Genomic DNA, 24,974 nt, shown 5'->3' with positions numbered 1-24,974 from the left:
TATGGATTTATTTGCAGGACTACAAAACAAATTACATGGTCGTGAAATTAAGTTGGTGTTTCCAGAGGGGAACGATCCTCGCATCATTGAAGCAGCCAGTCGCCTACAGCAGGAACAGCTAGCGCTACCAGTATTATTGGGAAAAACAGCTGAGATTCAGCAAGCTGCTGCAAATGGCAACTTTGACTTAACCGGAATCAAGTTAATCGATCCAGAAACTACTGACGCAGAGCAATTACAAGCAATGGTACAGTCAATTGTTGATCGGCGTTCCGGAAAGACGGATGCCATGCAAGCCTTAGAGTGGTTAAAAGATGCTAATTATTATGGAACGACGATGGTTTATCGAGGCGATGTCGATGGGATGGTTTCTGGGGCAGTCCATGCAACTGGTGAGACGGTGCGACCAGCGCTTCAGATTATTAAAACGAAGCCAGGGGTGCAACTGATTAGTGGTTCATTTGTCATGCAACGCAATAACCAACGCTACTTATTTGCAGATGCAGCAATTAATATTGATCCAACTGCAGAACAGTTAGCAGAAATTGCTTTACAAAGTGGAGAAACAGCTCGACTCTTTGGCATTGATCCCAAGGTAGCCCTTTTGAGTTTTTCTACCGCTGGTTCGGCAGCAGGAGCAGCCGTTGAAAAAGTGCAACAAGCAACACGGGCAGCTCAAGCAGCACACCCAGATTTTCCAGTTGATGGTGAATTACAATTTGATGCAGCCTTTGTACCAACGGTTGCAGCACAAAAAGCACCTGATTCACCCGTTGCGGGGCAGGCTAATGTGTTTGTGTTTCCGGAACTACAATCAGGGAACATTGGGTATAAAATTGCGCAACGTTTAGGCGGATTTGAAGCAATTGGTCCAATTTTGCAGGGTCTAAATAAACCAGTTTCTGACTTGTCACGGGGCTGTAATAGTGAAGATGTCTATAAAGTGGCTTTGATTACGGCCGCTCAGGCACTCTGATCCGATGAAAAGTAAAGAAATTATCACGCATAGTGCTGCGGAAACTCAACAAGTGGGGGAACAGTTAGCTCAGCGACTCCCCAAGGGAACCGTTATTTTACTTGATGGGGATTTAGGTGCCGGAAAGACCACGTTTACGAAAGGATTAGCAACGGGCTTAGAAATTAAGCAACTGGTTCGGAGCCCAACCTTTACAATCATGCGAGAATACCATGATGGACGCCTGCCACTTTATCATATGGATGCTTATCGGTTGGAAAACGGAGGCGGGGCTGATTTGGGTCTTGAAGAATACTTTGACAGCGACGGAGTATTAGTCATCGAGTGGTCGCAATGGATTGCTGACTTGTTACCAGCTGATTACTTGCGGGTAAGTTTAAAACGAGCTGATCAGGAAGACGAAGCGACCCGTACTCTAACCTTGACTGCGCATGGAACCTTGTTTGTCCAGCTAGTTGCGACTTTAAAACGACCAGCTGATGAGTGAAGTTACGTTGCGCGCCGCCGATGCCAACGATGCAGTAGCAGTATTGAGTTTACTTAAACAACTTACAGCAGAAACTTCCCAATTTCGAGTGGCTAATCTGAACCAGTCAGTAGCGCAACTAGCGGCTGATTTACAAACCATTAAATATTCTAGCAGGGCGGTATTGATCGTGGCCAAGTGCTCAGATCAGTTTGTTGGGCTAGTTTCAATTGTGGCGACTACTCCTACCAGCGGTGAGCTGGGCATTGCAGTCCGGGCGGTTGATCAGCAACTTGGCATTGGAACGGCGTTGATGGCGACCGCGCTCGATTGGTTTTTTTCCCAAAGCATGCTTACTTCTGTTTGGCTAGAGGTTTATCGAAGTAATCAGACTGCTCGGCATCTTTACGAAAAATTTGGATTTCAAATTACGCAAAGCACGCCTACCACGGTCGTGATGCAAATAAAAAAACGATCCAGTGGGAACCAAGCAAAGAAAGTTCGCTAATTAGGACTTTGCAATTGGAAACCAGGATCGTGATTTAGATATTGGTGATGAAAGTGGCCAGCGTCGGGCTGCTAAACTGGTGTTCTTCTTCTAATAAGATTTTGGCACAAGCTCGACTATCATCAAGGGCGTTATGATGGTGGTGTAACTCGATTCCTAAGTGCTTGCTGACGGTGTCTAGTTTATGATTTGGAAGTTCAGGATAAAATTTCTGAGAGGTCTGCACGGTGTCAATGGTTTGATAGTGAACGGCTGGCAAGTGATAGCGTTTTAGACTGCTAGTCAAGACACTGTTATCAAAGCGATTGTTATGGGCAACGATTAGCCGATCCGGTCGAAAAAGCGGGCGAATAATCTCCCAGACGGCGGGAAATGTTGGTGCTGTAGCTACGTCAGTTGCGTGAATGCCATGAATCTGAACGTTGCGCCAGAAAAACTCTTGCTCTGGATTAATCAATGAATAAAATTCATCGACAATCTGATCTTGACGGACAACGGTTAGGGCGATCGAACAAGCACTAGCCCGTTGCCCAGCTGCTGTTTCAAAGTCAATAGCAACGAAGTTCACGATTAAAGGCCCCCTTAGGCAGATAGTTTGATAGACAATTAAGTTGGTCAAGTTGCTTTTAGTATATCATGATTTCGTGGTTTTCATGGGGTTCGCGTGCTAAAATAGGGGTAATGCGTGAAAGGAACTAATGACAATGACAACAGATATCGCGACCTTACTACCCACAATTAAGATTTTAAAAGATGAGCCGTTATCACATTACTCGTGGACCAAAACTGGTGGTCCAGCTGATTTTTTAGCGTTTCCGCGTTCGGTTGCGGAAACTCAGCAACTCATAGAAACTGCACGAAACTTGGAACTGCCAGTGACCGTCCTGGGAAACTCCAGCAATTTGATTGTTAGAGATGGTGGCATTCGGGGGTTAACCATGATCTTAACCAAGATGGATCAGATTAAAACTACTGATGAACGGGTGATAGCTGATGCAGGGGCTGCTTACATTGCAGCTACTAAGGCGGCGCAACGAGCAGGATTGACTGGATTAGAATTTGCTGCAGGGATTCCCGGAAGTGTTGGTGGAGGGGTCTACATGAATGCGGGAGCTTATGGTGGTGAAACCGCACAAGTGTTAGAAAGTGCTCTGGTGTTAACTGAACAGGGCGAACTTAAGCGGTTAGACAATGCCGAATTAGATTTTTCATATCGCCACAGTGCAGTGCAAGCCTCGCAAATGGTGGTTTTGCAAGCAACCTTTCGCTTGTGGTCAGGAATTCGGAACTTGATTCAGCAAGAAATGGATCACCTAAATTATTTGCGAAAATCAAAACAACCACTCGAGTATCCTTCATGTGGCAGTGTTTTTAAGCGCCCGAAGGGGTATTTTGCGGGAAAACTTATTCACGAAGCTGGATTACAAGGATATCAGTCGGGAGGAGCAGCGGTATCACGAAAGCACGCAGGTTTTATTGTGAATGTTAACCAAGCAACTGCCACAGATTATCTGAACGTGATTGCGCATGTCCAACAGACCGTCTATAACCAGACTGGGGTGAAGTTAGAAACAGAAGTCCGCGTGATTGGTGTAGAACCAGAGTAGTACTCGTGATTTGATCCGATAGTTAAATTTAAAAAACTAACAGAGCCGTCTCACTGGGATTAATCTCCAGTGAGACGGCTCTTCTTTAAGCAAATTAATCTTGTTGGGCAGCGGTAATGAGAGTATAGATCCAGTAAATTACTAGTTGAATAATGGTCATCATGATGACGAAAATAATCATTTGCCGGTTCCACATGTTAAGAAAGAGGTCGACGTAAAATTTTGGCTTGATAATTAAATAGACCGTATGAACTCTCAGAAAACGACCAATATAAAGTCCAATTGAAGTTAGAAAGATCAAACCACAGGTGGTAAGAAAGCCAAATAGCTCTGAGCTTAAGTGCAAGCGATTGTCCAGTGAGCGAGCAACATGGAGTAATCCCCAGAACCCGATAAAGGCACAGGTGAGAGCACTAATTAGCAAGCAAGTATATAAGAACCAGATGTGACCATCAAGTTTTAACATCCCGTTTAAATCATTTGGATTCAACCAGGATAGGTGTAGGAGATCAGTTAGGATGTATGGAGCATTAGGATAGAATAACAGCCAAACAATGGTTAGGGGCCAAAAGACCAGCGCTGATTGTTGTTTAGAATTGGTTTTAATGTGAAAACTCAGTTCGATTGGAATGTAACCTAGAAACGTATTTAGCAACAGAAATCCAAACAATGACTCTCTAATAAACAGTTTGATAAAAATGAGCCAGATAAGAAAGAAAATTCGGATCTGCCACTTTTTGCTAATTGTCATTTTCAGCACCTCATGATGTTTTACTTAAATTAAACCGCAAAAGTTAATAAAAAACTATCATTTTATCTAATTTATTCTGATTGAGCTCGCTCGCTTACCTATAAATCAATGGGTCGGGCGTGCTATAATAAACTGAGAAACTAGTTGAAAGGAAACTTTGGAATGGGAATTGCATGGGATCGACTCCTGACACTACATAACTTAAGCAATTTGATTGATATTTTAGTAGTCTGGATTTTAATTTATGAACTAATTATGTTGCTGCGCGGAACCCGTTCAATTCAGCTGTTGCGCGGAATTATTATTTTAATTCTGGCGCGGGTAGCAAGCTGGTATCTAGGACTCACCATGACCTCATGGATTTTGGATCAAGTGATTAATTGGGGAGTTATTGGCTGTATCGTGATTTTTCAGCCTGAAATCAGACGGGGCTTAGAGAAATTAGGACAACGCTCCGTGTTTAATCAGCTGCAACAAGAACAGGTTCAGACGGAAAAAATGATTCAAGCTTTGGATAGTGCGATTCAATATATGTCAAAACGACGGATTGGGGCCTTGATAGCGATCCAGATGAAAACCGGGTTAGAAGAGTATATCGAAACCGGGATTCCATTGGATGCTGATATTTCAAGTCAGCTTTTGATCAACGTTTTTATCCCGAATACCCCACTACACGATGGCGCAGTGATTATTCAAGACGGTCGGGTGGCGGCGGCCGCAGCCTATTTGCCACTTTCTCAAAGTAATTTAATTCCAAAGGAACTTGGAACGCGACATCGAGCAGCAGTTGGTATTTCTGAGGTGACGGATGCGATTACCATTGTAATTTCAGAAGAGACGGGAGAGGTTTCAATTACGCGAAACAACGAATTATTGCGTGGCATGACGCAAGCTGATTATCTAAAATATTTGCGTAGTCAACTGATTCGAAAAGCGCAAAAACCCCATCGTTCGCTGCTGGCAGAGGCCGTTGATTTTGTCCGCACTCATTTTCGGGGTGATAAGCAATGAAGCATTTTTATGATAGCAAGACCTTTGCATTGATTGTATCTTTCTTAATTGTAATGGGTCTGTTTTTTATGGTACATGATGATAAGTTAGGAAATACCTATCATACCCCGAGCCAAACTAGCAGAAAGATTTCTGCAGTGACTCGGAAAACGGTGGAGGTACCATTGCAATTAAACGTAAATTCCGACCACTACTTTGTGATTGGCTATCCAGACAAAGTCAAGGTAACTCTTCAAGGGCCAGCAGCTTTGGTGACAACGACTGCCAACACCCAAAACTTTAAAGTTAATGCCAATTTAGTTGGTTTGACACCAGGAAAGCATGTTGTTAAACTGCAACCAGCTGGGCTTAATTCAGAGATTAATGCTAAAATTAATCCAGATAAAATTAAAATTAACTTGCAAAAACGAGCAACCAAAACCTATGCGGTTAAACCTGCCTATGATAAAAATCAAATTGCCACGGGACATCACGTTGTAAAAACCAGCCAGCAGGTCCAGCAAGTTCATATCACGGGACCGATCGATGAAATCGAACGGATTAAGCAAGTGGTAGCACAGGTTAACCTTCAAAAACCAATTAATAAAACAACGCTGACGACGGCGGTAATTGATGCCCAGGATCTTCATGGAAAAACGGTGAACGTTGTGATCTCGCCCTCGACGACCAAGGTGAAACTTGAAATCGCTAAGGATGATCAAACCACAGAAGTCCCCAAACAAGCTGAAAAAAATGAACAATAATTCGAATGGAGAGCGACTATGAAGTATTTTGGAACAGATGGAATTCGTGGAATTGCCAATCAGGATTTAACGCCCGAACTGGCTTTTCGAGCCGGACGAACGGGAGGATATGCACTGACTAAGCGGAGTGCCACTGACCACCAGCCCCGAGTGTTGGTCTCTCGAGATACCCGAATTTCCGGACAGATGCTTGAAGATGCTTTAGTCGCTGGATTACTATCGGTTGGAATCGAGGTTATTCGGTTAGGAATCATCACGACTCCAGGAGTTGCTTATCTCGTTCGGGATCAAAATGCTGATGCGGGAGTAATGATTACCGCCTCACATAACCCGGCAAAATACAACGGTATTAAGTTTTTTGGTGGAGATGGTTATAAGTTATCAGATGAGATTGAAGCAGACATTGAAGCGATGTTAGAGAGTCCCACGGATGATTTACCGCGTCCGGCTGCAACCGGATTGGGAGTTGCCGATAATTATACGGAAGCTGGACAAAAATATTTACATTTTCTAGCCCAGACAATCCCAGATAATCTTAAGGGTCTCAAAGTGTGTGTTGATGCAGCTAACGGGGCTGCTAGTGCGCTTGTTCCTCGTTTGTACGCTGATGTTGATCTTGATTTTACGACCAATGCCACGACTCCTGATGGGATCAACATTAACCAGCAGGTTGGATCCACGCATCCAGAACAATTACAAAAGCAGGTAGTTGCCGAAGGAGCACAGCTGGGCATTGCTTTTGATGGTGATGGTGATCGATGCATTGCCGTTGATGAGCAGGGAAACCTTGTTGATGGCGACCAGATTATGTACATTTGTGGGAAATATTTTGATGATCATGGTCGACTAAAACAAGATACGATTGTGACTACGGTAATGAGCAATCTCGGGATGTATAAAGCCATGGAAGCCCATGGTTTGCAAAGTGTCAAAACTAAAGTTGGTGATCGGTACGTAGTCGAGGCGATGAAAGCTGATGGATATAACTTAGGTGGGGAGCAGTCAGGACACATTGTTTTCCTCGATTTTAATACTACAGGCGATGGAATGCTGACCAGCTTGCAATTAATGTCCATCATGAAAGAGACGGGTAAATCCCTATCTGAACTGGCAGCCGAAGTACAAAAATATCCTCAAAGTTTAGTAAACGTGACGGTTACTGATAAAGAACAAGCCCTGCACCATCCAGAAGTCCAACAAGCAATTGATCAGGTTGAAACTGAAATGAATGGTAATGGTCGGGTTTTGGTTCGCCCGAGTGGGACGGAACCATTACTGCGGGTTATGGTTGAGGCGCCAACTCAAGAGGAAAGTCAACGGTACGCTGAAAAAATCGCACAGGTGGTTAAACAATTAAATTAGCTTTTTGGAGAACAGTTTTTTAACTGTTCTTTTTTAACCAGTAGACCAATTTGGCAAAATGTTTGACAACAATCTCACAAAATACTACCATTGTAGTGGTTGTTAAACTTAAAAATTAAAATATACATCTATACCAATTTGAAATGAGGATACAATTATGTGTGGAGTAGTAGGCGTTGTCGGCAATCAAAAGGCGACTGATATTTTAGTGCAGGGACTGGAAAAATTACAGTACCGGGGCTATGATTCTGCGGGAATCTTTGTTGAAACGGCTGATCAACAGACTCATCTAGTTAAAACTACTGGTAGTATTAATGATTTACAAAAAAAACTCACTGCTGCTGATCAAGGTTCTACTGGGATTGGTCATACGCGCTGGGCAACGCATGGTGGCGTTACGGTTGAAAATGCGCATCCGCAGTATTCTGACGATGAACGATTTTATCTGGTACATAATGGAGTGATCGAAAATTTTCAGGAGCTCAAAGATCAGTACCTACAAGGAGTGAGTTTTAAAAGTCAGACTGATACCGAAGTGGTTGTACAGTTGGTTGACAAGTTTGTGACGATCGATCACCTATCAACTAAAGATGCTTTTTTTAAGGTAATTAGTTTGTTGAAAGATTCATCGTATGCAATGGTAATGATGGATCGAAAAGACCCAACGGCTCTTTACGTGGCGAAAAACAAGAGCCCACTGTTAATTGGACGGGGAACCAATTGTAATGTGATTTGTTCTGATTCGATTGCGATGCTGGATGTAACGCATCAATTTGTGGAAATTGAGGACGGAGATGTTTGTGTGGTTAAAGCTGACCAGCTGCAAATCTATGATTCAAAGCGGCAACTGGTTACTCGCCGGGAATTTACGGTCAATGTTGATCCAAGTGCTTCTGATAAAGGGACATATCCTTATTACATGTTGAAAGAGATCGATGAGCAGCCCAACGTGATGCGACGTCTTTCCGCTAAATACCTTAGTCAAGATGGACAAACAGTCCTTGACCCGAAGTTACTGAAAGCAATGGCAAATGCCGATCGAATCTACTTAGTAGGAGCAGGGACAAGCTACCATGCAGGTTTAGTCGGGAAAATGCAGTTAGAACGGTTGACCGGGATTCCAACGGAGGTTCGGGTGGCTTCTGAGTTTGCGTATGATGAACCCTTACTTTCTGAGCATCCCTTCTTTATCTTCCTATCCCAAAGTGGAGAAACTGCAGATAGTCGCCAAGTATTGGTAAATGTTAACCAACAGCACTATCCAAGCTTAACGATTACAAACGTTGCCAATTCAACGCTTTCCAGGGAGGCAACTTTCACGCTACTATTAGATGCTGGACCTGAAATTTCGGTTGCCTCAACCAAGGCTTATACTGCCCAAATTGCCTTAGAAGCCATTTTAGCTAAAGCAGTCGGAGAACACCTTAATCGTGCAGTTGCACGTCAATTTAATCTGAAACAACAACTTGCATTGGTAGCGCAGGGGATGCAAATGATTGTTGATGAAAAGGATCAGATTGAAAAAGTAGCCCAAGATGCTTTTGTTAACGCTCAGCAGGCCTTCTATATCGGACGAGGCATTGATTATACGGTCTCTATCGAAGCGGCGCTCAAATTAAAGGAAATTTCGTATGTACATGCAGAAGGTTTTGCATCCGGAGAACTGAAGCACGGAACGATTGCTTTGATTGAAGCCGGCACGCCAGTGATTGGGATTATTACTGCTAGTCGGACTGCCAGCTTAACTCGAAGTAATCTGGCTGAGACGGAGGCGCGGGGAGCGAAGACGTTTGTAATTGCGCGAGCAGGTCTCTCAGAAGCAGGGGATACGTTTGTGATCCCTGATGTTGACGAATTATTAACACCACTTTTAAGTGTTTTGCCCGCTCAATTATTGGCATACTATACCAGTCTTAATAAGGGACTTAATGTTGATTTGCCAAGAAATCTTGCAAAAAGTGTGACGGTAGAATAATTATGAAAAGAATTGTTAGTGCAATTCTTTTTTCGTTTAGGAAGTAGTAACTATGAAATACACAAAAAAAACGAAGTTTATGAAGCATGATCGCAAGGAGAGCACGTGGGAAAAATTCAAAGATCAGCAGAATCGCCTGAGTGCTAAACGTCGGGGAGCATCTGTAGAAAAAAACAGCAACGGGAGAAATCAGTATGTCACTAAAAAGTCATGAAACCTTGACCTTGATTGAAGAAATCACCCGGTTGGATGGGTCTAAGTATTTAGAAATCAGTAATATGGTTCAAAATGGGCGAGCTGAGTTAGCGGTGGAGCGCAAACAGTTGCAACAGGTTCGAATTCTACAGTTAAACATCCCGCATTCAATTCACGTCCAAAAATATGAGCACTATCTGAACGCTAACTTTACAATGCCAACGGAGCAAACTCCCCAGTTTGAGGAATGGAAACGGACTCCTGAGATGGAGACTGAGGTTGCCCAGATTTTAAAAGAAAACCACATTGGTTAGTAAAATTGCTAACTTTACCACACGCTGACTTTATGTAATAATCAAAAAAAGATCGCGGGAGGCAACTGATGACGGAAAAATTTTTAATTGGGACTTATACGAGAAAAAGTAGCGAAGGAATTTATCAAGTAGAATTAGATACGCAAACAGAACGACTGCAAAATCTGACCCTGGTCGGAAAAGCGGGTTCACCGACTTATCTGGCAGAATCTAACCAGCATGTCATTTATGCTATCAATCGGGATGATTCACAAGCGGAACCGTATGGTGGTCTGGTGGGGTTAGATGGTAATACGCTACCAGCATCTAGCTTGCAACAGGTGATGGAACCTGGTAGCAGTCCGGCATACGTAACGGTAGATGAGACGCGTCAGTTAGTACTGAGTGCAAACTATCATTCTGGAGTGGTTACGGTGTATCGAATTAATTCAGATCAGACCCTGACAGAGACTGATCGAGTTCAGGATCAGGGAATGGTCGGACCACAACCAGAACAGGCAGATGGTCCGCACCCTCACTATGCGGATAGATTGTTTGACCAACGGGTGCTAGTCTGTGATTTAGGACTCGATCGCTTATATTGCTATGATCTAGATAATACTGGCAAGTTACACTTGGTTAACCAAATGCAGACTAGTCCCGGTTTTGGTCCTCGTCATGCCGATTACGTGGAAGAACTCGGAAAAGTTTACCTAGTTGGGGAATTGAGTAGCGAATTAGCCGTGTTGGATTATGATGAGGAAACGGCGCAGCTAACGGTTCAACAAGTTGTTTCGACGATTCCTACCGACTGGACGACGCATAATGGTGCTGCAGCCATTCACATCTCTGCAGACCATCGCTTTGTTTACGTTAGCAATCGAGGAAATGATACGTTGGCAGTGTTTGCGATTCAGCCTGATGGTAGTGTTAAGCAGGTGCAACTAATTTCGACTGGTGGTGAATTTCCGCGTGATTTTAACTTTAATTGCGATCAGCGTTACGTGGTAGTGGCCAATCAAGAGAGTGATAATTTATCGTTATTTGCCAGAAATCGCGACACAGGTAAGTTAACAATGTTACAGGATAATTTCAAGGTCCCAGAGGGTACTTGTGTCGCTTTACGGAAAAATTAAGTTGCTTTTTATAAATAAATCAAGTACACTTGCTTTTGAAAATGACTAATCAGGAATAGTAGTTCGATTAACAAATGATAGCGAGTTTCGGATAGTGCGAGCGGAACTGAGTTTTCGAGTGAAAAACACCCTGAAGTTGTGGTTAACTAGACCGCCGGCTTTTGACCGTTATCAAAAACTGAGCTGGCTTATCAGTTGATAGGCAATTTTGGGTGGTACCGCGAAGACCTCGTCCCTAGTGATGAGGTCTTTTTGTATCCAAAAAGGAGAGTAGCAAATGGCTAATGTTTTAGTTAAAGATTTATATACAACGAACGAGGGGCAAAAACAGCATCAAATTCAAATTTCTGGTTGGATTCGAACTATTCGTTCCTCTAAAAAAATTGCTTTTTTAGAAGTTAACGATGGTTCTTACATTCGCAATATACAAGTGATTGCCAAAGCCAGTCAGCTTGAAAATTTTACAGAAATTACGAAACTTTCGATTGCTTCGGCAGTGACGATTTCAGGGGAGCTGGTGCCAACCCCAGAAGCTCCGCAACCGTTTGAGCTACAGGCTCAAACGATCACGACTGCCGGGGTTGCTGCCAATGATTATCCGCTACAAAAAAAACAACATTCATGGGAATATTTACGCACAATTGCGCATCTGCGCCCTCGCACGAATACTTTCTATGCGGTTTTTAAGATTCGCTCGCAGGCGGCGTTTGCAATTCATGAATATTTACAACATCATGATTTTGTGTATGTCAATACCCCGATCATTACTAGTAGTGATACAGAGGGAGCCGGGGAGATGTTTCGGGTAACGACCCTTGATCCGAATGATCCCCCCAAGACGGCCGATAAAAAACTTGATTTTAACCAGGATTTCTTCGGTCAGGAAACTAATTTAACGGTTAGTGGACAGTTACCGGTAGAAGCATTTGCGATGGCCTTTCGTAATGTGTATACCTTTGGTCCAACTTTTCGGGCTGAAGATTCTCATACTAAGCGACATGCTGCTGAGTTTTGGATGATTGAACCAGAGATGTCTTTTGTTAATCTAGTTGATATTCTCGATGTATCGGAATCCTTATTGAAATACGTCATTGAATATTTATTACAACATGCCAGTGCAGATCTCCAATTTTTGAATGATAATGTGGATGACCAATTGTTAGCCCGACTACAAGCAACCCTTCAAAACTCATTTGCTAGGATTACTTATACAGAAGCAATTGAACGGTTACAAGCGGCTCCCGTTGACTTTAAGTTCCCAGTGGCATGGGGAATTGATTTAAAAGCAGAACATGAACAATATTTAGCTGAAGAAATCTTTAAGCGTCCCGTCTTTGTGACTGATTATCCACGTGGAATCAAGGCATTTTATATGCGCGATAACGATGATCAACGGACGGTGGCCGCCGCCGATTTGTTAGTTCCGCGGATTGGAGAGTTGATCGGTGGTAGTGAACGCGAAGAACGGACGGATGTTTTAGCAGCCAAAATGAAAGAGTTTGGGTTACCTCAATCTGAATATGAGTGGTATCTTGACCTTCGTCGCTATGGAGCAGCCAAACATGGTGGTTTTGGGATTGGCTTTGAGCGGTTATTGATGTACGTAACGGGAATGGATAATATTCGTGACGTGATTCCCTTTCCACGAATCCAGGGAAATATTCAATTTTAAAGGTGTTAACTGATGACCACAAGCCCCCCAAAATCATTTTTAGGGGGCTTTTTTGATGGTTAATTGGCTACCAGGATTACGATTATTTAATGATTAGTTGCAAGCTAAATGATTGTGCGATTGATAAAGTCTCCTTTTTTTAAAGATCAACATGGAGTATAATTAACTTTGGAAAAATTCAAAAAAGGAAGGAACTTGTAAATGGAAACGAAACAGGCAATGAGTTCCGGTTGGCGATTTTGGTTTATCGTTACAATGCTGATTGGAACGTTTACGATGTCGATTAGTCAGTCGTCATTATCAACGGCTTATCCGACGCTTATTAATTATTTTGGGATTTCTGCAGATACGGTTCAGTGGTTAACCACTGGTTTTATGATTGTAATGTGTATTACGATGCCGATTAGTCCCTGGCTCTTGAACAACTTGAGCTTTAAAACCTTGTTTATTAGTGTTTTAGTACTCTTTGATGTCGGAACTTTGATTATTTTGGCAGCTCCCACTTTTTGGGTAATGCTGGTGGGAAGAGTGATGGAAGCAATGGCCGTTGGTGTCTTATTTCCTTCCTATCAGACCGTTTTATTAGAGATTACGCCAGAAGAAAAGCGTGGGACCATCATGGGGATTGCTGGTTTAGTGATGGGATCGGCCCTAGCATGTGGCCCAATTATTTCTGGGATTGTGTTGAATTACACGACGTGGCGGGGATTATTTGTCTTTTTTATGGTGGTGATCACCTTGATTTTAGGTGTTTCATTCTTGGTCATGCGCGACGTGATGCCTCGAATTGCCACTAAGTTAGATTGGTTATCGATTTGCTACTCGCTTGGTTTGATTGGAGTACTGTATTGCATTACGGAGATTGGCAAATTAGAAGCTAACGGGGCGGTACTACTAATAATTATGCTTGGTTCGCTAATTTTGCTAACGCTCTTTGTGCGTCGCCAGTTATCGATTAGTAATCCATTACTAGATTTGCGGGTGATGAAGGTTTTTAATTATGATTTAGCAGTCTTACTAACTGGATTTTCATATATTTCGCTGATTGTAGTGACCATCATTTTCCCACTTTACTATCAAGATGTGCTGGGCGTTACTCCCTTCATTTCTGGTATGGCGTTAGTGCCTGGTGCGGCGCTATTGAGCATTTTAAATCCAATTACTGGGACACTAGCCGATAAAATCGGTTTCAAACCAACGATGTTGATTGGAATGTTGATGATTGTAATTGGTTGGGGCTTACTAGCCCTATTAACGATTCACCAGATTTGGATCATGATTGCGCTTGCTATGTTAATTGAGGGTGGGAATGCCTTTGTCATGATGCCAGCGGTTACGTTAGGTGCTAATTCGCTCCCAACTCAATTAATTTCACACGGAACGGCGGTCATCACTACCGTGCGACAAGTACTTGGTTCCACTGGAGTTGCGGTTGCGACCCTGATCCTAGTTAACTTTACAAAAATGGGAACGGCGGCTGGCAAATCACTGGCAGCTGCTAATCAGGCTGGTTTCCATGCGGTGTACTGGACGTTCTTTGGAGTTGCGCTGGTTGGATTACTGATTGCCGGATTACTTCGTAATACGCAAGATCATAGTAAATAAACCTAGTTATATGCTAAGATAACGAGTAAATGCAAAGTCATTGAATATCAATGGCTTTTTTGCTTGGAGGGCGCTTATGAAACGAAAACAGCAACATCATTGGGTACGAAGAATATTAAAAGATCTCTTGATCACGATATTATTGCTGATTGGTCTGGGCTTAGTGTTTAATTCCCAGCTACAAAGCTGGTGGATTAGTCATCAATCACAACAGAAGGTCGAAAAAATCTCTCATGCAGAGGTGAAACGGGGGCAGCAACAACGCGCTGAATATAAATATGAGAATGTTAAGGCCGTCTCTGATGATTCATTTTTAGAAAGTCAAAAAGCAAAACAAACTGCGGCGATTGGCAAAATTTCAATCCCGGAGCTTAACATCGAACTGCCCATCTTTAAAGGCTTAAATACGCAAAACCTCACTATCGGAGCGGGCACCATGAAAGCGTCACAGAAAATGGGCCAGGGAAACTATACCTTGGCAGGCCATCACATGAAGGATCCAAACGTGTTGTTTTCACCGCTTTCTCGAGCTAAAAAAGGGCAGATGGTCACAATTACGAATCTTAAGCATGATTACCGTTATCAAATTAGTCAAATTAAAGTTGTTCCTGAAACTGATGTTTCGGTCTTAGATGACCATCCAAATCAAAAACTCTTAACTTTAGTGACATGTGCATCAGGTAATCCGGGAGAAACTCGGCGGTTAATTGTAACTGCAAAGTTGATTGAGTAACCTAGCAGCAATTTTGGTAGTGTGCTATGCTTTTGACCAGATTTAAAAGGAGGATGATTAGATGAATAAGTTACAAGAGTTACAGCAATCACTACAGCAACACGAAGTTGATGCAGCTTATATCAGTAACTTTGAGGACATTCAGTATTTTACTGGATTTGGTAGCGATCCGATTGAACGGGTTCTAGCATTATTTGTGTTTCCCGATGATGATCCCTTCCTTTTTGCGCCAGCGCTTGAGGTCGAGGACATTCAGAAGTCAGGGTGGCCTTATGCCGTGGAAGGTTATCTCGATCATGAGCACCCATTTCAAAAGATTGCTGATCACTTGCGTAGTCGGCACCGAGCATTGCACCACTTTGCAATTGAAAAGGCTAATCTAACAGTGGGGCGGTTGCAAGCGCTGCAAGCAGAATTTCCGGCAGCAACTTTTGAATTTGATTTGACCCCGTTAGTAGAGCAACTCCGCTTGGTTAAAACCTCTGATGAACTTGAAAAGTTGCGAGCTGCGGGACAGGAAGCCGACTTTGCATTTCAAGTCGGTTTTGAAACCGTGCGGCCAGGGATTTCTGAAGCAGACGTTGCTGCTGAAATTGAATATCGTTTGAAAAAACGGGGCGTGATGGAAATGAGTTTTCCAACGTTAATCCAGGCAGGAGCCCATGCTTCCCAGCCACATGGTGATACGAGTGCTCGCAAGATTCAGGAAAACGAACTAGTGCTTTTTGATTTAGGGACAGTACATGAAGGATATATTAGTGATGCTAGTCGAACTGTTGCTGTGGGAAAACCAACGAAACAACAGCAAGCGATTCATGAAGTTTGTTTAGAAGCCCAATTGGCAGCTCAGGCAGCAGTGCGACCAGGAATTACGGCAGCTCAATTAGATCAAATTGCTCGTGATGTAATTATCAAAGCTGGCTATGGTGAATACTTCATTCACCGATTAGGGCATGGTGTTGGGATGAGTGAACATGAATTTCCATCTATCATGGAAGGCAATGATTTAGTATTACAAGAAAACATGTGTTTTTCGCTGGAACCGGGGATTTATATTCCAGGCGTGGCAGGAGTGCGTATCGAAGATTGTGTGCGGGTGACGAGCGCCGGCTGTGAACCATTTACGCATACAGCCAAACAGCTACAAACATTTGGCTAAGTAATAATAAGGTCATATTGATTAAAAAAATAATTAAATTTCTAGCAATTCTATTGTACGCTTTTTCACAACGTGCTATGATATAAATGTAAACGATTACACTCAATTTGAGAGGGGTAGAAATCATGAAAGTTATTGCTGTGGGTTGTACGCACGCCGGAACCTTTGCCGTGAAACAAACGTTAGCTAACCATCCAGATGCCGAAGTAACGATTTATGAAAAAAATGATAATATTTCATTTTTATCTTGTGGGATTGCTTTATATCTCGGAAAAGAAATTAAAAATAACGATCCTAAGGGTCTTTTTTATTCTAGCCCCGAAGAACTAAAATCCTTGGGTGCAAATGTGCAAATGGAGCACTTAGTTACAAAGATTGATCCGGACCAGAAAAAGGTGACGGTTAAGAATTTAGAAACGGGAACTGAAACAGAAGATACGTATGATAAATTGATTATGACTTCTGGTTCTTTACCAATTGTTCCACCGATTCCCGGAATCGAGAGCAAACGGGTTTACTTGTGTAAAAACTGGCACGATGCACAAAAATTATTCCAAGAAGCACCTAAAGCAAAATCAATTACTGTGATCGGTTCTGGTTACATTGGTGCTGAATTAGCAGAGGCTTATTCAAAGCAAGATTACGAAGTTAATTTGATTGACGGAGCTAATCGGGTGCTTTACAAATACTTTGACGAGAAATTTACTGACATTTTGGCTGATGATTATCAGCAAAACGGCGTTAAATTAGTACTTGGAACTAAAGTTTCTGCTTTTGAAGAAGTTGATGATGGGATCATTGTTAAAACCGAAGACCAGCGTTCCAAATCACCTCATGGATCTTTTGTAAATCCGGATAATGGGATCCCTGGGTTACCCGTTAAGTCGGATATTGCCATCTTGTGTATTGGTTTTAAACCCAACACCGAGTTACTCAAGGGTAAAGTGGAAATGATGCCTAACGGAGCCATTATCACCGATGACTACATGCATTCTTCCAACCATGATATCTTTGCCGCTGGGGATAGCGCTGCCGTACACTACAATCCAACTGGAAAGAATGCTTACATTCCGTTAGCTACGAATGCTGTACGACAGGGAATGCTAATCGGAGAAAACTTGACAGAAGATAAGGTAAAATACCTCGGTACGCAATCTTCATCAGGCTTGATGTTGTACGGACGGACATACGTTTCAACTGGTTTGAACATGGCTGCTGCAAAAGCACAAGGAATCAAGGCACACCAGGTAATCGTTGAGGACAACTATCGTCCCGAGTTCATGTTGACCACGGAACCAGTTTTGATGTCCTTGGTTTACGATCCAGATACCCGTCGCATTTTGGGGGGCGCTCTGACTAGTAAATACGATGTTTCGCAATCTGGTAATGTACTATCGGTCTGCATTCAAAATCACAATACTATCGATGACTTAGCAATGGTTGACATGTTGTTCCAGCCACAGTTTGACCGACCATTGAACTATTTGAACATCTTAGCCCAAGCAGCTCAGGCAAAAGAAGCTAAGTAACCATAATTTAAGCGCTTAGCAAAAAAGACACTCAATTAATTGAGTGTCTTTTTGATTTTCTTGGTTGAAAGGTGATTCTCAAATGAAAAACCAACCAAGGAAAAGAACCTTGATTGGTTTTAAAGCGACCAGATTAGTGTGAGTATTCGTGATCTTGTTTTGGTTCTTTGAAAAAGCAGAAGTACTCAAAGCCAGCTAGTAAAATTAGCGAAACAACTGCTCCGATGATCCCCATAGATGAGTATAAACCTAAAACAGCGGTGATGCCGATTGTAGTAGCAGTAATAATGATGGACCATTTCTGAACTTTGGACAGCTGGTTTAAATGACCGGCGAAGCTAATTGACATTACCCCAGCACCGGCAAAGGCGATGATTCCAACTAAAGCATGTAAAATTATCATTATTATTTACCCCCTCATAAGTGTTATGATACTACCCTAAGCATACCGATTATGAATTAAAAAGACAATCAGATTGAATGAGATTTAATCTTTTTTTAGGAGCTCATAGTCCATAAAAAGGTGAGCTGCAAGTAATCCGTTTGTAAAAACGAACGGTGATTGGTTGGTAACGGTTTGGTTACAAAACCCCGCTTCATCAATAAAATTAACAGCAAAAGCTCAGGTGAAGTAACTTTTGTAATCTGGTCGCTGCACAGGCTAAGCTGAACTCTTAGAAACAGGAGCACTGATGAAATAGGAGTGTTTCTGAAATAATGTTGAGCCACTTTGAGGGGTAAACTGACTAGGTCGTCGTTGCTTAACGGCGCTCAAATTTTACAAAAGCAGTTTGAAGGGAAGTTAAGTACATGAGAATTGGAATTACCGCAAATTTAAATTTAGGAGCACCAAACCGCTACTGCCAGCCACTTGCTAATTGCTTACCAAAGACGTTTATTGATGTAATTACCAAACATCAGCAGCTTCCCGTAATCTTACCAGTAGTGCAGGCGGATATGACAGAACAATTAGTTGAAATGGTCGATGCGGTGATAATTCCAGGTGGTCAGGATATTTCGCCCAGTTTTTTTCATCAAAAACAGCATCCGTTTGGGCAACAAAATAACTCGCAACATGACCAGTTTGAATTTGCCGTTGCCAAAAATGCTTTACGACAGCACAAGCCAGTTTTAGGGATTTGTCGAGGTTATCAGCTTTTAAATGTGGCTTTTGGAGGGAGTCTATATCAGGATTTGCCAGAAGAGTTTCCAGGGCATCCAACTAACCACGAACAACGAGGAACAAAGGTTGCGCGTGAGGTACATCAAATCGAGGTCGATCATCACAGTGAACTGTATGCGTCCTTAGGTGAGCGGACGAACGTTAATTCTCGCCACCATCAGGGTCTACGTAAAATTGCGCCTAATCTACACGTGGTTGCTCGAGCCAATGATGGGGTCCCTGAAGCGATTGAAGATCGTAATGGACTACTGTTGGGGGTGCAGTGGCATCCTGAAGATTTATGGCAGTTTGATGCTGGCGAAGATCAGTTGTTTGCAGATTTTTTTGCACGGGCTCGCAGGTAACCGATTTGATTTGAGTTAGTGTGGAAAAACTTTTTTGTGGCAATCTTTAAAGCGATAGTATTATCTTAGTTTGAAAAACAAACTTCCCACCCAGAGTTCTCCTAAACTGACTAAGAGACAGCTCAGAATCAGGATAAGTAAAATAATCCATAGAGCTGCAATCATGATGATAAGATGAACCAATTGGAGCAAGAAAACAGGATTGATTATGGTTGCCACAGCACTGACAATACTCAAAATAAAAACGATAAACATGTAACTGGGTAATCCCGTATAGGTAGCTTTTAAATCAGCATCTGAAAGACTAAAAACGGTGGAACTAATCATGCCAACTAGGATAATTAGCAGAAGTTGTTGGCCACTTCCAGTGTTTAAAAAAGCCTGATAAATATTTTTGAGCCAATTAAAAGTACTTTGCAACACAATGATGGCAAATTTTTTCATGGTTAAGTTTGTTAGCGGTATGGTTGGTAATTTGGTATAGGTGGGGTGACAGAGCAGTTTAACTAATAACCAAAATGTGAAGAGACCGCTGAAAATAGGCGCCAACCCAATGAAAAAGTTGCCAATGGTTTGGTAGCGACTAGAGGGATTATAGCTACTAGATACGCTACCAAGCGTACCGTCTTGGTTTTGAAAATTAAGTAGTTTAATAGCGCCGATTTTATGACCAAAGATGACGGCAAAGAAAGCATGTCCCAGTTCGTGGATAATTACTCCCAATCCGCCAAACCAGTACTGGGATTTATTTCCAAATTTTTGCACTAGATAAATCTTTAAATTATTTCCAAGATAACGGCTAATAATTCCGTCTAAGAGAGGTAATCCAATCAAGGAGACGGTTAACATAATTAACAAATCAAAAGCACGGGTTGTAAAAGTGATCAACATTTTAATTCCTCACAGGATTTTTTAAAATTATTACACTGGTGTGTGTTGAATATAAAAATATAATTAAATTCTCATAGCATCACTAAATATCTCACTAGTTTTAATTTTGTCTTTTTACCGTAACATGAGTATATACCTGCAAGTTAATCTTTATATTATCGGGCTCTAATCGGTCTTGTGATTTTTTATCAATAACTCCGTCTTGTGTTTAAAACCACGAATTTTTGTTTTCTTAAGTCCTTTATCTTTAATGATTTTGTTAAACTATTTCAATTGTGTATTAATCGATTTGAGTTTGTTATTACTATTTGCAAAAAAATAATTGTGAATTATCAAAGGTATTAGGCCATTCATTAAGTATCACAAGGTTACCATGGTAACCTTGTGATACTGTATTTATTAATATTAATTGTAAAACGCTTAACATCTATATGTTTTCCCATTAAAGTTAGTAGTTTGTCCTGTTTCATATCAGAATAAGCAAGAACATTTAAACAATGTATATTTTTCAGGTTTAACATACTTGCATTAAGGAAAATCATAAATTATTTAATTTGCTTAGAATTTCAATAATTCTCGGGTTTTCTCACATTTTGGTCTTTTCTAGGTAAATTGATCTTGTTACAAGGGTTATCTGCTATTAATTCAATTTTAATAGCAGATTTAAAAATAAATTAGTATAGTTGTATCATTTTTTATAGTTAATTTCAGTGTGCTTATACCATTTATTAAGGATTGTTTGATATCATCCATCGTAATCATATTAATATAAATATCGCCAATGCTTTTAAAATATGATTGTTAAATATACACGGGATTCTTGTTATTGTACTTTCTCGTAATGTATCTTTGTAACTTTCTTACCAAGTATTATAATTATTTTCAAAAGTTCCGTTATGGGGGATTACCATTAATAAAATTTAGCTTAGATTGCATAAAAGATCTATTAGATGCCTGCTTATGTTTGAAGACTTTATCTTTCTTATAATTATTTTCCCAGCTGTCAAATCTAGTCCTAAATAAATGTGATAGTGCCAAAATTTATTAGCATTTTATCTACATAACCTTTGAATGTTGCAATTATATTAATTTTGTAGCTTAGTGGCATTTGTAGATATGTATTAGAAATATATGTGACGTCTGAAAATTTTAGTAAAAGGTATATGAAAATAGCAATATTTTTATTCCAATATAAATTGGCTAGCACATTTACAATGATTAAAATGCATTATTATGTACTTAGTTGTAGTGGTATTAAGATTATTCAAAGCTAATATAAGAAATTTCACTTATTATAAATTGAAAAATAAAGAACTATTAGTAATTGAGGACAAATTTATAATTGTTATTTATTTGGCTGTATACGATTAAGAATGTTTTAGAGAGTATTTTAACAACTGAAATTGATTTCAATAATTGGATAAATCATTAAGTATTATGAAAAGACTAACCATTTATTGAAGTATTAAACAGATTTTATAATTCAAATGTAGCCGATGAGCTACTAAAAATAATATACGCATTATCATTTTGGTAAAGTTCAAGCAAGTTCATTATTTTTTGATTTAAAATGCTTGGATACTGTCATTGGGTGTCATCTAGTGGCAAAAATTTCGTTTTTGTTACTAAAAATTGCTGTATTGTTATATAATGTATTTTAAAAATCAATAAGGAAGTGAAATGTTATGAATAAAATTGATGTTTTGAAAATTGTTAACTGGTTTAGAGTTAAAAACAATGCAGACATACGAGAAAACCCCGAAAATGTAGACGAATTAACACAAATGAAAGTAATGAAATTATTATATTATGTACAAGGTGTATATTTAGCTATTAATGGCGAGAGAGCGTTTGACAATGAAATTCTGGCTTGGAAATATGGTCCCGTTGTTAAAGAAGTCCATGATAAATATCGTGGTAGAAAATCTATACTTGGGACTATTAGTTATGACGACCTAAACGATTATGACTTAGTAGATAATGATGATAAATTATCTAGTGTTATAAATTCGGTTGATGATGCTTATGGCGATATGTCAGCAATCGAACTAATGAAACAAACACATAGCGAAACGCCTTGGATAGAAACTTGGAAAACTGAGAAAAAAACTAATAGTGACGTGATTAGTGATGATTTGATAGTAAAATACTTTAAAGAACACATTTTAGGGTAATTGTAATTGGGAAAAAGAAAAATTAATTTAAATAGATCAAACGACCGAGAAAAGATAAAAATAGAACAAAAAGAACGTTACCATGATTTGTTAACATTTAACTTGTCATATATATCAAATGATAAAAATTTTAACTTGAAGCATTGCAATAAAATTCAAAAATCAGCTCTTTTAGATTCAATATTTGAATTATCTTCAATGTCAAAAATTAAGATTTTAGGATTAGATAAGTTTAAAGGGTTGGAAAATTTAGATGATAAATTGGTTAATTTTAGTATGAGTAATGAATTTAAAAAGAATCGTCTGAGAAATTGTGAAAAGGGTTATTGGATTTTTAGATTTAAAGGGAGTGATTGTAGATGTATAGGTAAAATAATTGATAATGTATTTTATATATTATGTATTGATACACAATTAAAAGCTTATAGTCATGGTAAATAATCCAAACTAAACAATTAATATTGTTTTAAAATAATTAGATTAATTTAAACTCCTGAATAATATAATTAGACATCCAAAAGAAACTAAAAAAAATTAAGCTTACAGGAAAATATTGAAAAAGCTGATCATATTTTAAAAATTTCAACTTTTAGTAAAAAATAAAAATATTCAAGCATTTTAGCTACTTGTTTATATCGGATAAAATAATTAGTCTACTTTATCAGTAGTCTTTTTTATTTGAAATAAACTTAAGCATCAGGTAAATATTACAATAAAACACTGCAAAGCTTTGCCATGTTTTTTCGTCAATTATTGCACACCTGAAAAAGTTTTTTTGACATGTTAGTTAATGATTATTATATAGATGTAAGTGTCGTAAATGTGACGTTTGAACCTGGCACTCGAAACATTGAATGGAGCTACTAAAGATATCTGGTTTTCACATATTTCGATTACCGAAGGAAAATCAAAATTATTAGAACCGGTTTCTGATGAATAATATAATAAATTAGGGGAATAGAAATGGTTAAAAATAAATAGCGGTACATGATAATTTTGATGAGTTTGCACCTAAATTTGCTGAAACGAATGATGATGTTATATTTGGTCAAATTATGGTCAAGAGAAGATAAGTTATCTCCCAAAAATTGTATTTTAGTTACTGTTACAAGTTTAATAAGCCAAGAAATTTTGGATCACTTAAATTCCGTATACAAAAGGTTAAAGATAGCGGTGTATCTAAAGATGAAATGGTTGAAGCAATTACAAAGTTAGCTTTTTATTATACTTGTACTAAAACGTGGACAGCTATGTGAATTTCTAAAGAAATTTATGATAGTTGATTTTCATGTAAATATAATAATTATCAATAGTACCCATTCATACGCAAGTTATATAAAGAAAAAAATACTAAAAAATAATTTGATATAATCGTTTTAGAGGTGATTATATGAATGAATTTTGGCAAATTATTATTGGAAGTGGATTATCAACAGCTATAATTAATGGAATTTTTTCATTGATTAGGCTCAAACAAGACGCCAAAGATAAAAAAGAACTTGAAGATATTAAAGAACAATTTGTAAGCCAACAAAGCAGTATAAAACAAGATTTAGCAAATATAGGTCATAATACTCAATACATGTTTGACTTTAAAGTGAAAATTTATTCAGAATTAAACGAAAAATTAATAATTGCTGTTGATATGTCTACGTTGATTGTTCCCACTGTTGAAAATAATTTACCAAAAGACGAAAAAGAGAAAAATAAGGAAATTAATCGAAGAGACGTTGATTTTTGTGAAGCATTTAATGAGTTTACGAAAGTTCAAAGAAAGTACATGCCATTTTATGATGACAATATTATTGTAGAAACAGATAATATGATAGATGAAATGGGAAAACTAAGAATATTTTTTAGATATAAGTATGTAGACACTAGTATGAGATCATTCGTTGATAGTCAAATGAAAGAAATTGAAATGATCCATAATAATTTGACTGATAATACTAAAAAAGTATCAAATATGATAAAAAATATCTTTGATAATGAATTAGATAGTAAATAATTTTGAGAATGCTGGAATGCATTCTTTTTTTAGTGCTTGTGTTCTATTAAAATAGCGATTATAGGTCTTTGTAATTCTGTTAAACAAATAAATAATAACATGGCTTTATGTCCTTGCAAAACCTGACTTTTTTGGCAACAAAGTGCTTAACAATTACAGATGTTTTATTAGTTTTGATGTTGCAAAATGTTGTGATTATTTAAGCACATCAAACGATATAATTGCACACTATAAAAAGCGCGATTAAATTTAAATACATGAATGTAAATTCATACATTTAATGGGTAAATAATTATTAGGCTTTAATAAGCGATAAGGGCAGATAGAACAGGTATTAAAAAGTATGTATTACTGTATACCCATAATTAGCTAAGTGATTAATACTCTGCTAAAATTTCGTTATCTCTTGATTACTATTTTGAACACTATTTAATCCTAAATGTAGATATTAGCAATAGCCAAAGTTAAAAATAAGCTAGCTATTACGGATTAAATAGTAAATAAAACAAAATAATTTAGAAAATGTTACCGCCTTTGTTATGGGTTGAAAAATTCCAGTAACATTAATTAAGCTTGTCATACCAGTAGTTTTAAGCGTTGTGCTACTCGTTACTTATTTTTTTAAGTTTGAAATTCAAAATAAATAAAATAAG

At 39.2% G+C, this 24,974-nt stretch carries 24 protein-coding genes; 20 read left to right on the top strand and 4 right to left on the bottom strand.

Features of this window, described 5'->3' with window-relative positions; all coding sequences use genetic code 11:
• Window position 1 precedes the first annotated feature (1 nt).
• From pta to FC87_RS00625, 3 genes are read left to right on the top strand one after another with little or no spacing between them, the layout of a single operon-like run.
• Window positions 2-976, top strand: coding sequence for a phosphate acetyltransferase (gene pta, locus FC87_RS00635; RefSeq protein WP_009166923.1), 975 nt, complete (start codon window positions 2-4; stop codon window positions 974-976).
• A 4-nt stretch (window positions 977-980) separates the two neighbouring features.
• Complete coding sequence (tsaE, locus tag FC87_RS00630; RefSeq protein ID WP_054689884.1) at window positions 981-1,463, top strand: tRNA (adenosine(37)-N6)-threonylcarbamoyltransferase complex ATPase subunit type 1 TsaE; 483 nt, start codon at window positions 981-983, stop codon at window positions 1,461-1,463.
• The gene (locus tag FC87_RS00625; protein ID WP_054689887.1) at window positions 1,456-1,950 is read left to right on the top strand and encodes a GNAT family N-acetyltransferase; all 495 of its coding nucleotides are present in this window, start codon (window positions 1,456-1,458) and stop codon (window positions 1,948-1,950) included. The genes tsaE and FC87_RS00625 overlap by 8 nt, the downstream gene beginning before the upstream one ends.
• Before the next feature lie 34 nt (window positions 1,951-1,984).
• Here the strand turns inward: FC87_RS00625 and FC87_RS00620 are convergent, their stop codons facing one another.
• Window positions 1,985-2,518 (bottom strand): 3'-5' exonuclease, encoded by a 534-nt coding sequence (locus FC87_RS00620; RefSeq protein WP_009166920.1) that lies wholly within the window; start codon window positions 2,516-2,518, stop codon window positions 1,985-1,987.
• Between the two features lie 136 nt (window positions 2,519-2,654).
• On the opposite strand from FC87_RS00620, the gene murB reads away from it, so the two are divergent.
• The gene (gene murB, locus FC87_RS00615; RefSeq protein WP_156656509.1) at window positions 2,655-3,557 is read left to right on the top strand and encodes a UDP-N-acetylmuramate dehydrogenase; all 903 of its coding nucleotides are present in this window, start codon (window positions 2,655-2,657) and stop codon (window positions 3,555-3,557) included.
• A gap of 94 nt (window positions 3,558-3,651) precedes the next feature.
• Here the strand turns inward: murB and FC87_RS00610 are convergent, their stop codons facing one another.
• Window positions 3,652-4,308: a DUF1361 domain-containing protein gene (locus tag FC87_RS00610; RefSeq protein ID WP_009166918.1), complete on the bottom strand. Its 657-nt coding sequence runs from the start codon at window positions 4,306-4,308 to the stop codon at window positions 3,652-3,654.
• A 162-nt stretch (window positions 4,309-4,470) separates the two neighbouring features.
• On the opposite strand from FC87_RS00610, the gene cdaA reads away from it, so the two are divergent.
• The 12 genes from cdaA to FC87_RS00555 all read left to right on the top strand — a co-directional run bounded on the left by cdaA (window position 4,471) and on the right by FC87_RS00555 (window position 17,721).
• Window positions 4,471-5,319, top strand: coding sequence for a diadenylate cyclase CdaA (gene cdaA, locus FC87_RS00605; protein ID WP_082619186.1), 849 nt, complete (start codon window positions 4,471-4,473; stop codon window positions 5,317-5,319).
• Window positions 5,316-6,062 carry a CdaR family protein gene (locus FC87_RS00600; RefSeq protein ID WP_054689893.1) on the top strand — a complete coding sequence of 249 codons (747 nt, stop codon included), beginning with the start codon at window positions 5,316-5,318 and terminating at the stop codon, window positions 6,060-6,062. The genes cdaA and FC87_RS00600 overlap by 4 nt, the downstream gene beginning before the upstream one ends.
• An 18-nt stretch (window positions 6,063-6,080) precedes the next feature.
• On the top strand, window positions 6,081-7,424 hold the full coding sequence (gene glmM / locus FC87_RS00595) for a phosphoglucosamine mutase (protein ID WP_054689897.1): 1,344 nt from the start codon (window positions 6,081-6,083) through the stop codon (window positions 7,422-7,424).
• A gap of 157 nt (window positions 7,425-7,581) precedes the next feature.
• Window positions 7,582-9,399: a glutamine--fructose-6-phosphate transaminase (isomerizing) gene (gene glmS, locus FC87_RS00590; protein ID WP_056961324.1), complete on the top strand. Its 1,818-nt coding sequence runs from the start codon at window positions 7,582-7,584 to the stop codon at window positions 9,397-9,399.
• A gap of 52 nt (window positions 9,400-9,451) precedes the next feature.
• Window positions 9,452-9,613: a hypothetical protein gene (locus FC87_RS07070; RefSeq protein WP_164476866.1), complete on the top strand. Its 162-nt coding sequence runs from the start codon at window positions 9,452-9,454 to the stop codon at window positions 9,611-9,613.
• Window positions 9,594-9,908, top strand: a complete 315-nt coding sequence (locus tag FC87_RS00585; protein ID WP_009166913.1) for a hypothetical protein — start codon at window positions 9,594-9,596, stop codon at window positions 9,906-9,908. Before FC87_RS07070 ends, FC87_RS00585 begins: the two co-directional genes overlap by 20 nt.
• 68 nt (window positions 9,909-9,976) lie before the next feature.
• On the top strand, window positions 9,977-11,023 hold the full coding sequence (locus FC87_RS00580; protein ID WP_035422104.1) for a lactonase family protein: 1,047 nt from the start codon (window positions 9,977-9,979) through the stop codon (window positions 11,021-11,023).
• A gap of 277 nt (window positions 11,024-11,300) precedes the next feature.
• Window positions 11,301-12,695 (top strand): asparagine--tRNA ligase, encoded by a 1,395-nt coding sequence (gene asnS / locus FC87_RS00575; protein WP_035422106.1) that lies wholly within the window; start codon window positions 11,301-11,303, stop codon window positions 12,693-12,695.
• A 201-nt stretch (window positions 12,696-12,896) separates the two neighbouring features.
• A complete protein-coding gene (locus FC87_RS00570) occupies window positions 12,897-14,300 on the top strand; it encodes an MFS transporter (RefSeq protein WP_056961322.1) in 1,404 nt (467 codons plus the stop codon).
• A gap of 76 nt (window positions 14,301-14,376) precedes the next feature.
• Complete coding sequence (locus FC87_RS00565; protein ID WP_081716739.1) at window positions 14,377-15,033, top strand: class A sortase; 657 nt, start codon at window positions 14,377-14,379, stop codon at window positions 15,031-15,033.
• 61 nt (window positions 15,034-15,094) lie between these two features.
• A complete protein-coding gene (locus tag FC87_RS00560) occupies window positions 15,095-16,192 on the top strand; it encodes a M24 family metallopeptidase (protein WP_056961319.1) in 1,098 nt (365 codons plus the stop codon).
• Window positions 16,193-16,317: 125 nt separating this feature from the next.
• Complete coding sequence (locus FC87_RS00555; protein ID WP_054689902.1) at window positions 16,318-17,721, top strand: FAD-dependent oxidoreductase; 1,404 nt, start codon at window positions 16,318-16,320, stop codon at window positions 17,719-17,721.
• A 133-nt stretch (window positions 17,722-17,854) separates the two neighbouring features.
• Here FC87_RS00555 and FC87_RS00550 read toward each other — a convergent pair whose 3' ends face one another.
• On the bottom strand, window positions 17,855-18,124 hold the full coding sequence (locus FC87_RS00550) for a hypothetical protein (protein WP_054689904.1): 270 nt from the start codon (window positions 18,122-18,124) through the stop codon (window positions 17,855-17,857).
• A 407-nt stretch (window positions 18,125-18,531) separates the two neighbouring features.
• Here FC87_RS00550 and FC87_RS00545 point away from each other — a divergent pair, with 407 nt between their 5' ends.
• A complete protein-coding gene (locus FC87_RS00545) occupies window positions 18,532-19,248 on the top strand; it encodes a gamma-glutamyl-gamma-aminobutyrate hydrolase family protein (RefSeq protein WP_035421204.1) in 717 nt (238 codons plus the stop codon).
• 60 nt (window positions 19,249-19,308) lie between these two features.
• Here the strand turns inward: FC87_RS00545 and FC87_RS00540 are convergent, their stop codons facing one another.
• Window positions 19,309-20,139, bottom strand: a complete 831-nt coding sequence (locus tag FC87_RS00540) for a hypothetical protein (protein WP_035421205.1) — start codon at window positions 20,137-20,139, stop codon at window positions 19,309-19,311.
• 1,685 nt (window positions 20,140-21,824) lie between these two features.
• On the opposite strand from FC87_RS00540, the gene FC87_RS00535 reads away from it, so the two are divergent.
• The 3 genes from FC87_RS00535 (at window position 21,825) to FC87_RS00525 (ending at window position 24,321) form a co-directional block, all read left to right on the top strand.
• Window positions 21,825-22,313: a Panacea domain-containing protein gene (locus FC87_RS00535; protein ID WP_009166505.1), complete on the top strand. Its 489-nt coding sequence runs from the start codon at window positions 21,825-21,827 to the stop codon at window positions 22,311-22,313.
• A gap of 6 nt (window positions 22,314-22,319) precedes the next feature.
• Window positions 22,320-22,754 (top strand): hypothetical protein, encoded by a 435-nt coding sequence (locus tag FC87_RS00530; protein ID WP_051995204.1) that lies wholly within the window; start codon window positions 22,320-22,322, stop codon window positions 22,752-22,754.
• A gap of 949 nt (window positions 22,755-23,703) precedes the next feature.
• Window positions 23,704-24,321, top strand: coding sequence for a hypothetical protein (locus FC87_RS00525; protein ID WP_035422168.1), 618 nt, complete (start codon window positions 23,704-23,706; stop codon window positions 24,319-24,321).
• Window positions 24,322-24,974 lie beyond the last annotated feature (653 nt).

It is taken from the genome of Fructilactobacillus florum DSM 22689 = JCM 16035 (assembly GCF_001436645.1).
GTDB classification, from domain to species: Bacteria; Bacillota; Bacilli; order Lactobacillales; family Lactobacillaceae; genus Fructilactobacillus; species Fructilactobacillus florum.
Note: the sequence above shows the minus strand (reverse complement) of the source record. Positions and strands in the feature narration are given on the sequence as shown.

What these genes read in the sequence shown, in the direction of transcription:
- pta (WP_009166923.1), top strand. Translation starts at nt 2, where the DNA reads ATGGATTTATTTGCAGGACTACAAAACAAATTACATGGTCGTGAAATT.
- tsaE (WP_054689884.1), top strand. Translation starts at nt 981, where the DNA reads ATGAAAAGTAAAGAAATTATCACGCATAGTGCTGCGGAAACTCAACAA.
- FC87_RS00625 (WP_054689887.1), top strand. Translation starts at nt 1,456, where the DNA reads ATGAGTGAAGTTACGTTGCGCGCCGCCGATGCCAACGATGCAGTAGCA.
- murB (WP_156656509.1), top strand. Translation starts at nt 2,655, where the DNA reads ATGACAACAGATATCGCGACCTTACTACCCACAATTAAGATTTTAAAA.
- FC87_RS00610 (WP_009166918.1), bottom strand. Translation starts at nt 4,308, where the DNA reads ATGACAATTAGCAAAAAGTGGCAGATCCGAATTTTCTTTCTTATCTGG.
- cdaA (WP_082619186.1), top strand. Translation starts at nt 4,471, where the DNA reads ATGGGAATTGCATGGGATCGACTCCTGACACTACATAACTTAAGCAAT.
- FC87_RS00600 (WP_054689893.1), top strand. Translation starts at nt 5,316, where the DNA reads ATGAAGCATTTTTATGATAGCAAGACCTTTGCATTGATTGTATCTTTC.
- glmM (WP_054689897.1), top strand. Translation starts at nt 6,081, where the DNA reads ATGAAGTATTTTGGAACAGATGGAATTCGTGGAATTGCCAATCAGGAT.
- glmS (WP_056961324.1), top strand. Translation starts at nt 7,582, where the DNA reads ATGTGTGGAGTAGTAGGCGTTGTCGGCAATCAAAAGGCGACTGATATT.
- FC87_RS07070 (WP_164476866.1), top strand. Translation starts at nt 9,452, where the DNA reads ATGAAATACACAAAAAAAACGAAGTTTATGAAGCATGATCGCAAGGAG.
- FC87_RS00585 (WP_009166913.1), top strand. Translation starts at nt 9,594, where the DNA reads ATGTCACTAAAAAGTCATGAAACCTTGACCTTGATTGAAGAAATCACC.
- FC87_RS00580 (WP_035422104.1), top strand. Translation starts at nt 9,977, where the DNA reads ATGACGGAAAAATTTTTAATTGGGACTTATACGAGAAAAAGTAGCGAA.
- asnS (WP_035422106.1), top strand. Translation starts at nt 11,301, where the DNA reads ATGGCTAATGTTTTAGTTAAAGATTTATATACAACGAACGAGGGGCAA.
- FC87_RS00570 (WP_056961322.1), top strand. Translation starts at nt 12,897, where the DNA reads ATGGAAACGAAACAGGCAATGAGTTCCGGTTGGCGATTTTGGTTTATC.
- FC87_RS00565 (WP_081716739.1), top strand. Translation starts at nt 14,377, where the DNA reads ATGAAACGAAAACAGCAACATCATTGGGTACGAAGAATATTAAAAGAT.
- FC87_RS00560 (WP_056961319.1), top strand. Translation starts at nt 15,095, where the DNA reads ATGAATAAGTTACAAGAGTTACAGCAATCACTACAGCAACACGAAGTT.
- FC87_RS00555 (WP_054689902.1), top strand. Translation starts at nt 16,318, where the DNA reads ATGAAAGTTATTGCTGTGGGTTGTACGCACGCCGGAACCTTTGCCGTG.
- FC87_RS00550 (WP_054689904.1), bottom strand. Translation starts at nt 18,124, where the DNA reads ATGATAATTTTACATGCTTTAGTTGGAATCATCGCCTTTGCCGGTGCT.
- FC87_RS00545 (WP_035421204.1), top strand. Translation starts at nt 18,532, where the DNA reads ATGAGAATTGGAATTACCGCAAATTTAAATTTAGGAGCACCAAACCGC.
- FC87_RS00540 (WP_035421205.1), bottom strand. Translation starts at nt 20,139, where the DNA reads ATGTTGATCACTTTTACAACCCGTGCTTTTGATTTGTTAATTATGTTA.
- FC87_RS00535 (WP_009166505.1), top strand. Translation starts at nt 21,825, where the DNA reads ATGAATAAAATTGATGTTTTGAAAATTGTTAACTGGTTTAGAGTTAAA.
- FC87_RS00525 (WP_035422168.1), top strand. Translation starts at nt 23,704, where the DNA reads ATGAATGAATTTTGGCAAATTATTATTGGAAGTGGATTATCAACAGCT.